Annotated in this window: 13 protein-coding genes; 7 read left to right on the top strand and 6 right to left on the bottom strand. The window is 72.7% G+C overall.

Annotated features, from left to right (window positions below; genetic code table 11):
* Positions 1 to 3: 3 nt before the first annotated feature.
* Positions 4 to 456: an ATP-binding protein gene (locus ACZ7FF_RS19820; protein ID WP_470813524.1), complete on the top strand. Its 453-nt coding sequence runs from the start codon at positions 4 to 6 to the stop codon at positions 454 to 456.
* A 128-nt stretch (positions 457 to 584) separates the two neighbouring features.
* On the opposite strand, the gene ACZ7FF_RS19815 is transcribed toward ACZ7FF_RS19820, so the two are convergent.
* A complete protein-coding gene (locus ACZ7FF_RS19815; RefSeq protein ID WP_470813523.1) occupies positions 585 to 1,796 on the bottom strand; it encodes an ATP-grasp domain-containing protein in 1,212 nt (403 codons plus the stop codon).
* 342 nt (positions 1,797 to 2,138) lie between these two features.
* On the opposite strand from ACZ7FF_RS19815, the gene ACZ7FF_RS19810 reads away from it, so the two are divergent.
* The 6 genes from ACZ7FF_RS19810 to ACZ7FF_RS19785 all read left to right on the top strand — a co-directional run bounded on the left by ACZ7FF_RS19810 (position 2,139) and on the right by ACZ7FF_RS19785 (position 8,200).
* Positions 2,139 to 3,443 carry a diaminobutyrate--2-oxoglutarate transaminase gene (locus ACZ7FF_RS19810; protein WP_470813522.1) on the top strand — a complete coding sequence of 435 codons (1,305 nt, stop codon included), beginning with the start codon at positions 2,139 to 2,141 and terminating at the stop codon, positions 3,441 to 3,443.
* The gene (locus ACZ7FF_RS19805) at positions 3,424 to 4,368 is read left to right on the top strand and encodes a GHMP family kinase ATP-binding protein (RefSeq protein WP_470813521.1); all 945 of its coding nucleotides are present in this window, start codon (positions 3,424 to 3,426) and stop codon (positions 4,366 to 4,368) included. The genes ACZ7FF_RS19810 and ACZ7FF_RS19805 overlap by 20 nt, the downstream gene beginning before the upstream one ends.
* A 136-nt stretch (positions 4,369 to 4,504) precedes the next feature.
* Positions 4,505 to 5,008, top strand: coding sequence for a hypothetical protein (locus ACZ7FF_RS19800; protein WP_470813520.1), 504 nt, complete (start codon positions 4,505 to 4,507; stop codon positions 5,006 to 5,008).
* 416 nt (positions 5,009 to 5,424) lie between these two features.
* A complete protein-coding gene (locus tag ACZ7FF_RS19795) occupies positions 5,425 to 6,444 on the top strand; it encodes a helix-turn-helix transcriptional regulator (RefSeq protein ID WP_470813519.1) in 1,020 nt (339 codons plus the stop codon).
* Between the two features lie 50 nt (positions 6,445 to 6,494).
* Positions 6,495 to 7,091 carry a cupin domain-containing protein gene (locus ACZ7FF_RS19790; protein ID WP_470813518.1) on the top strand — a complete coding sequence of 199 codons (597 nt, stop codon included), beginning with the start codon at positions 6,495 to 6,497 and terminating at the stop codon, positions 7,089 to 7,091.
* Positions 7,092 to 7,252: 161 nt separating this feature from the next.
* The gene (locus ACZ7FF_RS19785; protein ID WP_470813670.1) at positions 7,253 to 8,200 is read left to right on the top strand and encodes a DMT family transporter; all 948 of its coding nucleotides are present in this window, start codon (positions 7,253 to 7,255) and stop codon (positions 8,198 to 8,200) included.
* A gap of 42 nt (positions 8,201 to 8,242) precedes the next feature.
* Here the strand turns inward: ACZ7FF_RS19785 and ACZ7FF_RS19780 are convergent, their stop codons facing one another.
* From ACZ7FF_RS19780 to ACZ7FF_RS19760, 5 genes are all read right to left on the bottom strand, one after another.
* Positions 8,243 to 8,398, bottom strand: coding sequence for a (2Fe-2S)-binding protein (locus tag ACZ7FF_RS19780; RefSeq protein WP_470813517.1), 156 nt, complete (start codon positions 8,396 to 8,398; stop codon positions 8,243 to 8,245).
* Positions 8,385 to 10,145, bottom strand: a complete 1,761-nt coding sequence (locus ACZ7FF_RS19775; protein WP_470813516.1) for an AMP-binding protein — start codon at positions 10,143 to 10,145, stop codon at positions 8,385 to 8,387. Before ACZ7FF_RS19775 ends, ACZ7FF_RS19780 begins: the two co-directional genes overlap by 14 nt.
* A gap of 36 nt (positions 10,146 to 10,181) precedes the next feature.
* A complete protein-coding gene (locus ACZ7FF_RS19770; RefSeq protein WP_470813515.1) occupies positions 10,182 to 12,182 on the bottom strand; it encodes an FAD/NAD(P)-binding protein in 2,001 nt (666 codons plus the stop codon).
* Between the two features lie 121 nt (positions 12,183 to 12,303).
* Entirely contained in the window at positions 12,304 to 13,605 is a 1,302-nt protein-coding gene (locus tag ACZ7FF_RS19765) for a methylaspartate mutase (RefSeq protein ID WP_470813514.1), read from the bottom strand.
* A complete protein-coding gene (locus ACZ7FF_RS19760; protein WP_470813513.1) occupies positions 13,602 to 14,099 on the bottom strand; it encodes a cobalamin B12-binding domain-containing protein in 498 nt (165 codons plus the stop codon). The genes ACZ7FF_RS19765 and ACZ7FF_RS19760 overlap by 4 nt, the downstream gene beginning before the upstream one ends.
* Positions 14,100 to 14,205: the final 106 nt, after the last annotated feature.

Below are 14,205 nucleotides of genomic sequence, written 5' to 3'. Positions count from 1 at the left end.
TCCATGAACGGACTCGCCTTGCACGAACGCCCCACCGAACCGGCCTCCTGGCGCATCGCGCTGCCGCACACCACCGCGGCGGTGCCCGTGGCGCGTGCGCTGGTGCGCACGGCGCTGGCCGAGGTGGAGCACCCGGCCGACAGCGACACGGCCGAGCTGCTCACGGCCGAGCTGGTGGCCAACGCGGTGGAGCACACCGCCGGGCGCGGCCCGATAGAGCTGGTGGTGCGGCTGCTGCCGACCGGCTGCCAGGTCGAGGTGCACGATCCGGACCCCTCCCCGCCCGGCCATCTGACCCGGCCGGTGATCGAGGAGCCGGACTGCTGGCAGGAGGGCGGGCGCGGGCTGCTGCTGATCCGCGCCCTCAGCTCCTCGTGCGGGCACCGCCCCACCCCGTCGGGCAAGGCGGTGTGGTTCAGACTGCCCGTCGTTCCCGCCCAGCGCCGGCCGGCGTGACCCCGGGGGCCGCCGGCACGGGGTCCGGGCGGCCCGGTGGACCGCGGGCGGTCACGCCCGTCCGGTGATCACTCCCGCGACGCGGCGAGGAGCGGGCCGGCCCCACGGGCGTCGGCCGTGGCCCGCCGTCACAGCATGCGGGGCCGTACCAGACGGGCCGCCGACGCCGCGTTGTACAGGGCGAGTTCGGGCGTCGGACCGTGTGCCACGACGGAGCCCACACTGCCGCGCCAGTCGGTGGTGCAGTCCACGGTCTGACCGCGCGAGCGGGAGGCGACCAGCCGGGGGGAACCCGGGTGGCCGGCCAGCAGTTCCTCGCCGTCGAAGCCGTCGAACACGCCGGTCCGGTCCGCGATGAGGTGGACCTCCGACATGCCCCGCACGGGCGTGAGCGCCGTGTCGAGCAGGGCGGGGCGCTGCCCGAGGGCCATGTCGATGAAGGCGTGGCAGAGGTTCGTGTCGTACGCGCCGTTGACGAGGGCGCCCACCATGCCGCCGCCCAGCCGGGGATTGATCTCCACGATCTCGAATCCCTCGTCGGTGAGGATGAACTCGGTGTGGGAGAAGCCGGAGTAGCCGATGCCGTCCAGTGCGGCCTGGACCAGGTCGGTCAGCTCCTCGGCCTGGAGCGCGGGGAAGGGGACGGGGAACGCCTCGGCCTCCTCGCGGAAGTACGGGAGCGGGGACAGCAACCGGCTGCTGACGCCGAGCAGCCGGGTCTCACCGTCCCAGCTCAGCGTCTCGGCGCTGTACAGCGGACCGCGGAAGTAGGGCTCGGCCGTCAGCACGCCGCCACGCAGCGAGGCGGCCCGGGCGGCCTCCAGCACGCCCGGTACGTCCTCGGGTCCCCGCGCCAGCCACACGCCCTGGCTGCCGGTGCCCGAGACGTCCTTCAGGATCACCGGGTAGCTCAGGGTCCGCGCGAGGGTCTCGGCATCGGCGGTGGAGGGGTCGACGGTCCGCTGCGAGGCGCGGGAGAGACCCGCCTCGTGCAGATGGCGGCGCAGCGCGGCCTTGTCGCGCACCAGCCGTACGGCGTCGGCGGGCTGGGCCGGCAGCCCCAGCTCGGCGGCGACCCGCGGCGACACCAGACTGCACACGTCGGTGGTGCTGATGAGCCCGGCCAGTCCGCCGATCTCGCGCAGCTCCTTGACCACCCGGTCGGGGTCGGAGGTGTCCGTGTCGTGGACGACGAGCGAACCGGGGGCGCACCGGTCCAGCTCGAAGGCGTATTCGGAACGGTCGGCGGTCAGCAGATGGAAGGTGACGCCCCGTTCCTGCGCGGCGGCGACCGCGTCGGCGAGGCCGAAGGTGAGCCATTCGAGAGCTGCGACGTGCACGCCGGTGTCTCCGATCGTAGCGGGTGGGGGGAAGGACACGCCGAGTATGGGTCCGCGGCCGAACGGCTCTCCAGAGGCTGCCGGACCCATGAAACTGCAGCGCAGGAAGCTGAGGGGCACACCGTCCGACGGGCCGTTGACAGTGCCCTGTTCGCGGTGTTTTCGTGGCGGTCCGTTCCAGGCCCCGCCATGGGCCGGCCGCCTCCCGGAGCCCGCGTGGACCGCGCCGGCCGGTCACCGCGGCGCACCTCGCTCGTCGCCCCCCCACGCATGACGACCCGTGCCGCGGCCCCCGGCCCGGTCCCGCTCCGTCCCACCGCCCTCCCGCCGAAGGAGAACCTCATGCCCGCGCAGCCAGCTGCCGCACCGACACCGGCGGGGCATTCCCCGCACCCCCTGGAATCAGAGGTCCGGAGTTATTCGCGGAAGTTCCCCGCCGTGTTCGCGACGGGCCGGGGCTCCCTCCTGTACGACGAGCGGGGCCGGGCGTTCATCGACTTCTTCTGCGGATCGGGAGCGCTCAACTACGGGCACAATCCGGCCGCCGTGAAGGAGCGGCTGCTCCGGTACCTGGCCGACGACGGCCTGGCCCACGGGCTCGACCTCTTCACCGTCGCCCGGCGGGAGTTCCTGGACGCGCTGCACGAGACGGTCCTCGCTCCCCGCGGGCTTCCGCACAAGGTCCAGTTCTGCGGCCCCACCGGCACCAACGCGGTCGAGGCCGCGCTGAAACTGGCCCGCAAGGCGACCGGCCGCCGCGGAGTGGTCTCGTTCTACGGCGGGTTCCACGGTGTGTCCGCCGGCTCCCTGGCGGTCACGGGTGATCTCGGCGCCCGCGCGGCCCTGGGCACCGATCCCGGCGGCACCGTCTTCGTGCCGTACCCCGAGGGACCGACGGGCCCCTTCGACTCCCTGTCGTATCTGGAGCGGATGGTCGCCGACCGTTCGAGCGGGTCTCCGCTGCCTGCCGCCGTCATCCTGGAGACCGTCCAGTCCGACGGCGGAATCTACTGCGCCTCCCCCGAATTCCTCAGAGGACTGCGGGAGTTCACCCGTCGCCACGGCATCGTGCTGATCGTGGACGACATCTTCGCCGGCTGCGGACGCACCGGGGACTTCTTCAGTTTCGAGCAGGCGGGCATCACCCCGGACGTCGTCACCCTGTCGAAGTCCATCAGCGGCTACGGGCTGCCCCTGGCGCTCGTGCTGATCTCGCCCGAGCTGGACGTCTGGCTGCCCGGCGAGCACAGCGGCACGTTCCGCGGCAACCAGCTGGGCTTCGTCGCCGCCACGGCGGCCCTGGACCACTGGAGGGATCCGGACTTCCTGGCGCGGCTCGACGACAACGCCGCCGTCCTGCGCCGCTTCGCCGAGCGCGTCACCGCCGAGCGGGGGCTGCCCGTGCGGGGCCGCGGACTGGTGGCGGGAGTCGACACCGGGGACCCGGAACGCGCCCGGCGGGTGCAGGAACTGTGTTTCCGGGACGGCCTGGTCATGGAGCGCTGCGGCCGAGGCGACGAGGTTCTGCGGGTGCTGCCCCCGCTCACCATCGGCCGCGAGGAACTCGACCGGGGGCTGGACATCGTCCGCTCTGCGCTCGCCGCCACCGACGTCCGAGGGGCGGGCCATGCTGCGGACGCCGCCTGAACCGAGGACCCGGACCGCGCCCCGTACGGCCACCCCGGCCCGGACGGGACAGGCCCTGTACAGCGGTGTCAGCAGAGGGACCCTGGGCGAGCTGTACCAGGGACCGCACTGGGAGGCCGGGCTGCCCCACATCTCCCTCGTCTCGCTGCCGGTCGACAAGTTCAGCTGGTGCCACGTCACCCTCGACCCCTCGGCCGGCGGGTTCGACGCCTCGGCCCTTCGGGCACGGCCCAAGGCTGCCCGGGCCATGGAACTCTTCCTCGACCGGTACGGGGTCGGCATGCCCCCCGGCAGCATGGCCTTCCACACCGAACTCCCGTCGGGCAAGGGGATGGCCAGCTCCACCGCGGACATCGTGGCCACGCTCCGCTGCCTGTTCCGGCTGTTCGCCCTGCCGTACGAGCAGCGCGCCGTCACGGACATCCTCTCCCGGATAGAACGGGCCGACAGCGTCTTCCTCGACGAGTACGCGCTGTACCTGAGCGCCGCGCAGCGGGTGGTCCGCCGGCTCGGAGCCCGGGTCGGCCTGTACGCGTGCTACATCGTGGAGGAGGGGTCCGTCGACACCGAGGCGGCCGGGGCCGCCCTGCTGGCGCACTACGCCCGGCACCGGGAGGCCTACCGCGTCTGCGTCGACGAACTCCTCGCGGCCTTCGGGCGCTGCGACGCCGCCGCCGTCGCGGAGGCCGCCATGCGCAGCGCCGCGCTGTCCCAGGGCGTCGTCCCGAAGCGCACCTTCGAGGCCCTGTACGAGCACCGGGCCGAGCTCCGTGCGGACGGGATCGTGGTCGCCCACACGGGCACCGTCGTGGGGTACCTGTTCCGGGAGCGCCCCGACCAGCAACGCCACGCGGAACTGTCCGAGTTCTTCATGGGGTTGGGGTACCAGTGCCGGTTCTCGCACGTCGGGTGGGGACGAGGGTGACACCGGGTGCGCGGAAGCGACGGAGTGCCGCCGCGCCCGGACGGGCGGACGGTAGCATGGTCGCAGGGTTGCATCTCGTACGTGTCGGCCGAGGCCGGCGAGTAGTTGGCCGGACATGGAAGGAAAACGGACGCGCATGGGCGGAGCCCAGTCCCGCCGCTCGGGTCCACCCTCTGAGCGCAAGATCGACCGTCGGCTCACCACCCTGATCGCCGCCGTCTACCCAGACGAGCGCCGACGGCCGGGCTACGCGAAGCTGGCGCAGGAGATACGCGACACCACCGGACGCGCGATCTCCGGCACCTATCTCTGGGAACTCGCCACCGGCAAGAAGTCCAACGTCACCCTGGACCATCTGGAAGCGCTCGCGGAGTTCTTCGGCGTCCCGACGGAGTATTTCGTCAACGACGACGTGGCGGACAAGGTCGACGGCCAGCTGGCCCTCGTCTCGGCGCTGCGGGATGCGCAGGTGCGCAACCTGGCGCTGCGCGCCCATGGACTGTCGCCAGCCAGCCTCGACGCCCTGCTGGGCATGGTGGAGGAGGTCCGCCGGCTCCAGGAGCTGACGGTGGCGGACGCACCGGGCGCCTCCCGGCCGTCCTGCGCCCCCGATCCCGGCGCGCCACGTCCCGAGCGCTGACCCGGCGCACACCCGACCGGGTCCCCGCCACCTCTTCCTCTCCCCGCCGCCCGCCGGGCGCCGTGACCCCACCCGGCGCCCGGCCCCTCGACACGCCGCGTCCGCCACAGGACGCGGCGTTTTCCCGTTCGCGCCCCGGCGACAACGGCCCGCCGTCCGCTGCGCGGCGGACGGCGCACAAGTGCCCCCGGGTTCCCGGCCCGGAGAGATCATCCGCCATCATGGACAGCGGAGACCTTCTCAACCGGCTTCTGATCCGCTGTAGTTGACGACCAATGAAGTGCGTGCGATATTAAGTACGTTCAAACATTATAAGCGACGCCCTCGGGTCGGCGCGTTACCCCGGGGGCACCATTCCGAGCGCCGCGCGGAGTCCTTCCGCACGGTCGTGCCATCGGCTGCGCCAAGGGGGATACATGCAGTCAGGTCTCACGGCTCCGTACGCCGAACCGTTAGTCGAGACCGGCGATCCGGAGGAGCTGTACAGGCTGGCCATCCGCACCCAGATACTCGACGTCGAACAGTCCGCGCAGGAACTCGGCTGGGATCACGCCCGCACGTCCCGTGCGGTCGGCCTCCTGATGGAGGGAGGGCTCCTGCGGCCACTGGCCGCCGACCACGGGGCGCTCGTCCCGGTCGCGCCGCGCGCCGCCGCCTCGCGCAGACTGGCCCCGCTGCACTCGCAGATCGCGCGGATGGAGCGCATGTCGGAGGAGATCCAGGCGGAACTCGCCGTCTTCCAGGAAGTGCACGAACGGGCCGTGCGCGAGACCCGGCTCGCGGAGCCGTTGCAGACCATCACGGGCGCGGACTCCGTCGCCGCGGAGATCGCGGCCGCCATGGAGGCGGGCCCCTCGGAGATCCTGGTCGTCTGCCCCGGGGGCGGCCATGGCGCGACCGCCCGGCGCAGCGCCTGGGAGCTGCCCGAGTCCGCCCCGCGCCGGCTCGCGGGGGCCCGGTTCCTCTACCAGCACGTCACCCGCTTCGACAGCCTCGCCAGAAAACGGGTGGAACGGATCTGCGCGGCCGGCGCGGAGGCGCGCACGCTCGGCGACTCGTTCGAGCGGATGATCGTGTTCGACCGGGAGCTGGCGTTCGTGCCGGCCGCCGGCGACGCCGACGCGGCGGTGGCCATCCGCCAGCCGGCCATCGTGGACTTCCTGGTGACCGTCTTCGAGCGGGCCTGGGTGGGCGCCCGGCCGTTCGAGACCCACAACCGCTCCGCGGATGTGAGCGAGGTGGTGTCCAGCGTCCGGATGTCGATCATCCAGCTGCTCGCGCAGGGCGAGACCGACGTGGCGATCGCCCGCCGCATCGGGCTCAGCGTGCGGACCTGCCGCGCCCATGTCGCCAAGATCTACCAGGGACTCGGGGCCCGCAGCCGGTGCCAGCTGGGCGTGCTGATCGCCCAGTCCGGACTGCTCGATGAGGGGTGAGCCCTTGCACCAACTGGGAGATGGGGCGCGGGGCCCTCTAGGATGCGGGCATGACTGACCCGGACTCCCCTGCGCTGTCGGCTGCTCCGCGGGATCCGGAACTCGGTTTCCCGCCACCCGGCGAGGTGCTGCACCGGCTCCGCACCCACAAAGGGATGTCACTGCGCCAGGTGGCGGCGGAGTGCGGGCTGTCCGTGTCCTTCCTGGCCGCCCTGGAGCGCGGCGAGACCGACATCGCGCTGGAGCGGCTCGGCCGGCTCGCCAAGGTGTTCGGGCACGACGTCGGCTCGTTCCTCGGCTTCTCCCGGGGCCGGGCCACCCCGTCCGTCTTCCCCAGGGACGAGCAGGACGTCCTGGAGCGCGCCCCGGGGGTCGTCTACCGGGTCCTGCGCTCCCCCGAGCTCGGATACCAGGTGGTCACAGGGGATTTCGCACCGCACAGCGGCCTGGCCGAGGACCTCCAGCACGAGGGTTCCGACCTCATCGTGGTGACCCTCGGCACGCTGGTGGCGCGCTACAACGGCGTGGACCACGTCCTGTCGGCCGGCGACTGCATCCAGTGGACGGCGGGCTATCCGCACAGCTTCCGCAACGACAGCGACGAGCCGGCCCGGATGGTGGGCATCCTCTTCTCCAGTCTCTACTGACCCTTCCGCTCCGCGCCGAAGCCCCACGGACCTCTGTCCGTGGGGCTTTTCGCTGCCCACGGCGGCGAGGCCGGACCCGGACGACCCGTTCCCCACTCTCGCGCTGAACGATATTTTGCTCTACAGTGCTTTTTACTGCACAGAGAAGGGTCACCGTGACGATGCCGAACTCTCCCGTCGAGGGCTCCGGGCGAGCCCCGGTCCTCAGCCGCTCACCCCTCCCCACCGATGAGCCGTCCCGCGCCCGGCACCCCGCCGATCTGGCCGCCCGCGTGGCGCTCGTGGTGGTGTGGAGCTCCGGTTTCGTGTCCGGCAAGTTAGGGCTGCGCCATGCGGCGCCCTACACATTCGCCACGCTGCGCTTCGCCATCGCGGGCGCGGTCCTGCTGGGCGTCGCCGCTCTGCGCCGTGAACGGCTCCCGCGCGGCCGCCGCATGGCCCATCTGGCGGTGGCCGGAACACTGGTCCAGGCCGTGCAGTTCTCCAGCATCTACATGGGCATGGACCTCGGCGTGCCCTCCGGGCTCGCCGCACTGATCATCGCCCTCTACCCGCTGACGGCCTCGCTCCTCGCCGTACCCCTGCTGCACGAGCGGGTCACGGCGGGCCAGTGTCTGGGACTGCTCCTGGGTCTGGGGGGCGTGGCCCTGGCGGTCGCCGACGGGATCGACCTGTCGGGCCACGACCTGCTCGGGCTGGGCTTCCTGGTGTTCGGGCTGCTCGGCATCTCGGCCGGCACCGTCTACCAGAAGCGGTTCTGCGGCCGAATGGACCCGGTGGGCGGCAACGCGGTCCAACTCCTGGCCGCCGCAGGGGTGGTACTCGTCCCCGCGCTCCTCGTCGAGGGCTGGGACGTCGACTTCACCGCCTCGTACGCCCCGGCACTGCTGTGGAGCGCGCTGATCAACTCCATCGTCGGCGTCGGCCTCCTCTACCGCCTTCTGCAGCGCCACGGGACGAGCCAGGTGAGCAGCCTCTTCTACCTCGTCCCGATGTGCACCGCCGTCCTCGCCGCGCTGCTCCTGGGACAGCCGCTGCATTCCCTCACTCTCGGAGGGCTCCTGCTGGCCACCGCCGGCACCCTCCTCGCCAGCCGTGTCCGCCGCTGAACGCACGGAGAGCCGGACCACCGGCCCGGCTCTCCTGTCACGTCACCCCGACGCCTGGCTGTCCATCCGCTCCGCGATCAGGTCCTCGATGTCGAAGGCGCAGTCGCCGCAGCCGGTGTTCGCCCCGGTGGCGTCCCGCACGGCTTCGAGGTCGCACGCACCCGCCGCGACGGCGGCGAGCACCTCACGCTCCGTCACGTGCAGGCACATGCAGAGCAGCGGGCTCCGCTCCCCGGAGTGCTTCTCCATCACCGTCCTCCTCCCATACGGCGGGCAACCGGTGCGTCATGCCGGCGACCTGCGGCCGTTCCCGCAGCTCGGCGCGGCGGATCTTGCCGGACGGCGTCAGCGGCAGCCGGTCGACGAACTCCAGGACGCGCACCCACTTCTCACGCGGCAGCACCTCCACCGAGTCACGGAACGCGGTCAGGGCGGTCGCCTCGTCCGGGGCATGGCCGCCGGAGGGCACCACATAGGCCTTGGGCTCCCACATCCCGACCGGGTGGGGCACGGCCACGACCGCGGCGTCGGCGACCACCGGACTGCGCAGCAGGGCCCGTTCCAGCTCCAGCGGCGAGATGCGGTGGTCGAAGGACTTGAACATGTCGTCGGTCCGGCTGACGTAGGCGTAGCCGCCGTCCCGGTCGCGGACCACCAGGTCACCGGTGTGGTAGACACCGTCGTCGAAGGCGCGGGCCGTACGCTCCTCGTCGCCGGCGTAGCCCGTCATCATGCCGGCGGGACGGGGCGAGAGCCGCACACACAGCTCGCCCGGGGTACCGTCCGGAACCTCCTGCCCGGTCTCCCGGTCGATCAGCACCAGGTCGTATCCGGGCAGGGCCCAGCCCATGCGCCCGGGGACGACCTCGCGGCCGGGCGGGTTGCCGATCTGGGCCGTCGTCTCCGTCTGGCCGAACCCGTCCCGCACCGGCAGGTCCCAGGCCCGGCGCACCGCGTGGAACAGCGCCGGCTCCAGCGACTCCCCGACGGCCGTCGCCTCGCGCAACCGTGCGGGCCGCTCGCCGAGCCCCAGGTCCACCATCGCCCGCCAGACGGTGGGCGGAGCGCAGAACGTGCTGATCTCCCGGGTGCGCAGCACATCGAGGACGGCCGCCGCGGACGGGCGCGGATCGGCCAGGGCGACCACGGTGGCCTCGGCGTTCCAGGGGACGAAGAACGAACTCCAGGCGTGCTTGGCCCAGCCGGGCGCGGAGACGTTGAGGTGGACGTCCCCCTGACGCACGCCGTTCCAGTACATGCCGGACAGGTGACCCACCGGATAGCTGAGGTGGGTGTGCGCGACCATCTTCGGGCGCGAGGTGGTGCCCGAGGTGAAGTAGCAGAACAGCGGATCGTCGGCGGACGACCAGCCGCGCGGGCCGAAGTCGGCGGGGGCGTCCGCCGAGTCGTCGTACGGCACCCAGCCGGGCCGCGGCGCGCCGACGGCGATGCGGGTCCAGCCGCCGGGGATGTCCGCGAAGCGGTCCGCCAGTTCGGACGCGGCGACCACGTGCCGGACCCCGGCCCGCTCGACGCGGTCGACCAGCTCGGCCCGCGTGGTCGTGGTGTACGTCGGGACGACGACCGCCCCGAGCTTGATGGCGGCGAGCATCACCTCCCACAGCTCGACCCGGTTGTCGAGGAGCAGCAGCAGTGGGTCCCCGCGGCGGACGCCGAGGTGCTGGAGCCAGGACGCCACCTGGTCGGAGCGGCGCCGCAGGGTGTCGAAGGAGTAGTCCCGGTCGCCCTCGGGGCCGATCACCCGAAGCGCCGGCGCGGTGTTGTCGCGGGCCACCACGTCGAACCAGTCGAGTGCCCAGTTGAAACGGTCCGGTCGCGGCCATCGGAACAGCCGGCGGGCCGTCTCCAGGTCGTCGCGGTGTTCGAGCAGGATGTCGCGCGCCTGACGGAACTCCAGGTGCGCCTGTGTGGGCTGCGCGGTCATTGCCGGTGGAACCTTTCGTGGAGGGGAACGGGTGGCCTAGCCGTGGGACCCGCGGTCGGGTCCCACCAGAACGGCCCGTGCGGTGTCGCGTCCCGGTGCCTCGTCCTGGGTGTCGTCGTCGGTCAGGCCCGAGAGGACGTCCCGGGCCACCGTGTCGGCGACCTTCATGAAGTCGGTGGCCACGCCCGGGCGTCCGTTGCCGATCTGGGTGAACCAGCGCACGTGCTCGGTGGGGATGCCCAGCGCGTACAGGCCCGGCTGCACACGCCCCGCACCGTCCCGGACCTGGAAGGAGCCCTGGACGATGTCGATGCCGCCGGTGGCGTACGACGTCCCCGATCCGGCGTCGGTGTGCACGAACTCGCGGATCAGGCCCTCCGCCAGCAGCTGCCGGGTGAGCGGGGAGCCGTCACGCGGCAGGGACGGGGTGGGTATGCGGGCGTCTATCAGCACCTCCGCGGTCCTCTCGGAGCCCGCGACCTGGGGGGACACCACCGTGAACCGGCCGCGCGCCGCGTCGGCGCCGAACCGGGTGTCGGGACCGGCGATCTCCACCACTCCCCGCTCCATCAGCGCGATCAGCTGCTCGCTGCGGACCATGGGCGGTCCGGCCGAGAGCAGCGCGTTGACCGGCGCGTAGTCGCGCAGGAAGTCGTCGCGGTGGGAGTGCGGCAGCAGGCCGCCGTAGTCGATGGCCGACCGCACGATCCCGCGCAGGTCCCGCAGCGCGTCCAGAGCCGCCTTGAGCGGGCCGTCGAGGGTGCCCCGTACGGCCTCGGCGAGATCCTGGCCCATCACCCCCAGCAGCCGTTCCTGCCAGGCGCCGGGTCCGGCGAAGGTCTCGCCGGCGAACGGGCGGGCCAGCGCCCGCAGATCGAGCGGGGGCAGGTGGTCCAGGCCCGCCTCCTTGAGCAGGACGGAGGTGTCGTCGTCCGCGTGCAGCTTCTCGGCGTGCTGCCGCGCGAAGTCCCGGGCGGCCGCGGCGCCGGACAGGGCCCGTACATGGGTGGTCCAGTAGACGTGCTGAACCTCCTTGCGCAGCAGCGGCAGCAGGTCCTGCGCGAAGTCCAGCAAGGGGCTGCCCGTCGCCTCCCTGCGGCGGGCCCGGGCGGACGCCACCGCCTCCTGGGTGAGGAAACGGGCCGGATGCACGTACCCGGGTGCCTTCTGGTTGCGCCCGCGTGCCGGGATGGGCAGTCCACTGCGCGATCCGGCCACGACACGGGGCTCCAGCCCGCTCGGCACGTACCGCAGGGTGCCGTCGTCGTCGCGGACGAACGCGCCGCCGCGGCCCACGGTCAGCGACAGCAGGACGTCGTAGAAGGTGAGACCCAGTCCGCGGATCGCCACGGTGGATCCGGGGCGCACGGCCCCGTCCAGGTCCATGTCCGCTGCGGAGTCCCCGCGGACGTAGCGCAGGGCGGGACGCGAGGCCGTGAAGTCGAGCATGGCCCGGTCGAAGGCGTCGGGATCGTTGCGCGGGTGTCCGGTGGCCAGCACGACCTTGTCGGCCGTGATCGTCCGGGTGCCGTCGTCCAGGGTGAGCCGGTAGCCGCCGCGCGGGTCCGGTCGTACGGCGGTCACCCGGGCCTTGACCGGGAACAGGCTGACGTGGTCAGGGAGTTCGGCGGCGATGGTGCGGTGGACGAACCGGAGGTAGCGCCCGTAGTCGCGGCGCGAGGCGAAGTCGTCGGGGCCGAGCGCCGGTCGCCGGTCGCGGTCGGGGGCGTACCGGTCGAGCCACTCGCCGAGCGAGGGTCCGGCGCCGGGCCTCGGGCGCTTCCCGTCGGGCTCGCCGGAGAACATCGTCACCTGTCCGACGACGGTGTTCATGGTGAACCAGTCGTCCTGGTCGGACCGCCACACGCGGCCGGCCCCGACCTCGACCGCGTCGATGGCGTAGAGGTGGACCGGAGTGGCGCCCGGGCCACGGTCGCGGAGCAGGGCGGCGAGGCGTTCGAGTACGGAGATGCCGCGGGGGCCGGTGCCCACGACGGCGACGGTGTGGGCGACGGGCGGCTGCTGGGAGTCGGTCATGAGGTTTCTCCTTGAGCCCGTTCGGCGGCAGCGGGTGCCGCACGGGACGGAAGCGACGAGGGAAAGGAAGGGAAGGCCGGTGCCGGCGGGAGGCGCGGCGGGCCGGGGCGGCGGCTCCGCCTCAGACCCGGGCGAGCGCGGCACGGTCGAACTCCGACTGGGTGTACGAGAGCATCCCGAGGAAGTCGTCCGCGCCGAGCCGGGCCCGGCCGGGCGCCGCCGTGGGGCGGATCGGCATGGCGCCCACGGACAGCCAGGCGAGGCGCCCGTCGCCGTCGACGAAGGCGCGCGAGCGCTGGGCGTTGTCGGCGTGCAGGCAGTAGGGGACGTCGAGGTGCCCGCGGGCGAACGCGATGGTGAGCGCGCGCCCGATGTCCGGGTGCAGTTCGAGGACCGCCTCGACCAGGGTGCGGGCCTCGTCGTACACCCCGTCGCCCGCGTGCGGGCGGGCCGCGGCCAGGGTGTCCGCCGCGGACGTGTGGCAGGCGGCCGCCCGGGCCGCCTCCCGCAGGGCCCGTGTGTTCTCCTCGACCGTGGGGATCCGGTGCGCCTCGGCGGGCGTCTTGACGATCAGCCGCTCCGCTCCGGTCGCGGCGGCCAGCCGGGCGCTGTGCCGCAGCAGGGCCAGCGCGCCGGCCTCGGTCCGCGGGAAGACGCCCATGTAGGTGTAGAGGACGACGTGCCAGGAGGCCTCCCGCAGCATCTCGCCGGCCAGCCGGCGCAGGGCGGCGATCGCCTCGACGTCCTGCCCGAAGTCGGTCTGCTGGGCGTAGCTCAGGGAGATGTCGCGCAGTCCGTGCTGCTCGAAGAACAGCCCCTCCAGCACGCTCATCGCCACCAGCAGACCCGGCGGACACAGCTGTCCGAGCAGACAGCCGCCAAAACTCTCCAGATGGGCGGTCGGCGAGCCGGCGGCCAGCAGTTCGCAGCAGCGCGCCCACGCGTCCACGGACCGGCGCAGCGGGGTGCGGCTGTACGGCAGGCAGTACGAGACCGGTCCGCCCTCGGTGGCGTCCAGACCCGAGTCGAGCAGTGCCCGGACGATGTCCAGCGGCAGTGCGGAGCCGTGCCGCACCTGGACCGCGAACGGCCGCTGTGCGCCGACGGACGCGGTCAACTCCCTGGTGCGGGAGGCGCCGTGGGCGACGAGGGGGTAGCCGTTGAGCTTCTCGCCCCGGACGAGCGCGCGGCGGGCGGAGTCGTGATCGCCGACCCGGGTGTAGCTGTCCAGGGTGATGGTGCCCACCGTGCGCGCCGGCACGTCACGCACGGCCTCCAAGCCGTGCCGCATGGCCGCCACGGTGGCGAATCCCATGCGCGGCTGGACCACCAGTTCGCCCGCCGCCCGGGCCGCGGCGACGGTGGCGCCGAACGGCGCCGGGCCGGTTCCACCGGGCGGCCCATGCGGTGCGGGGCCGCTCATGCGGCCGCCACCGCCAGGGCGGGCGGCGCGGTCCGGGCCGCAGCGGGCGGCCGGCGCATGTACGCGCGGAACTCCGTGATCGCGGCATCGCCCTCGAACACGGCGGTGAAACCCGCCACCCGCAGGGCCGGGCCGTGTGCGCCGTCGTCCGCGCCGCCGGTGCCGAGCTTTCCCCCGATCACGACGGGGAGTCCGGCGAGGTCCGGCTCCGCCCGCAGCCGGATGATCAGCCGACGGCCGTCGAGGAAGCCGTGGCCGTTGACGCTGCTGATCAGGACCAGGTCGGGGCGGTGGCTCCGGCACTCCCGAAGCAGCAGCTCGTCCGGCACGCAGGCACCGAGGTTGTGGACCTCGTGACCCAACTCCTCCAGCAGCAGCTGGAGATAGACCAGATTCCAGGTGTGGGAATCGGACGACACGCTGGAGAGGATTATGCGGCGCCCACGTGGGGGAGGGGCGAATTCCCGGTCGGATATGACCGCAGAAGAAGGCATGGAGGTTCTCTCCTGAGCAAGGAAGGGGGTGAGGGGAGCCGGAAGCCCAACTCTCCGGCTCCGCAGGACCGTTCACGCCTCCATTGCTGCTCGGCGACGGCGGGCG

The organism is Streptomyces sp. NPDC037126, assembly GCF_055605965.1.
Note: the sequence above shows the minus strand (reverse complement) of the source record. Positions and strands in the feature narration are given on the sequence as shown.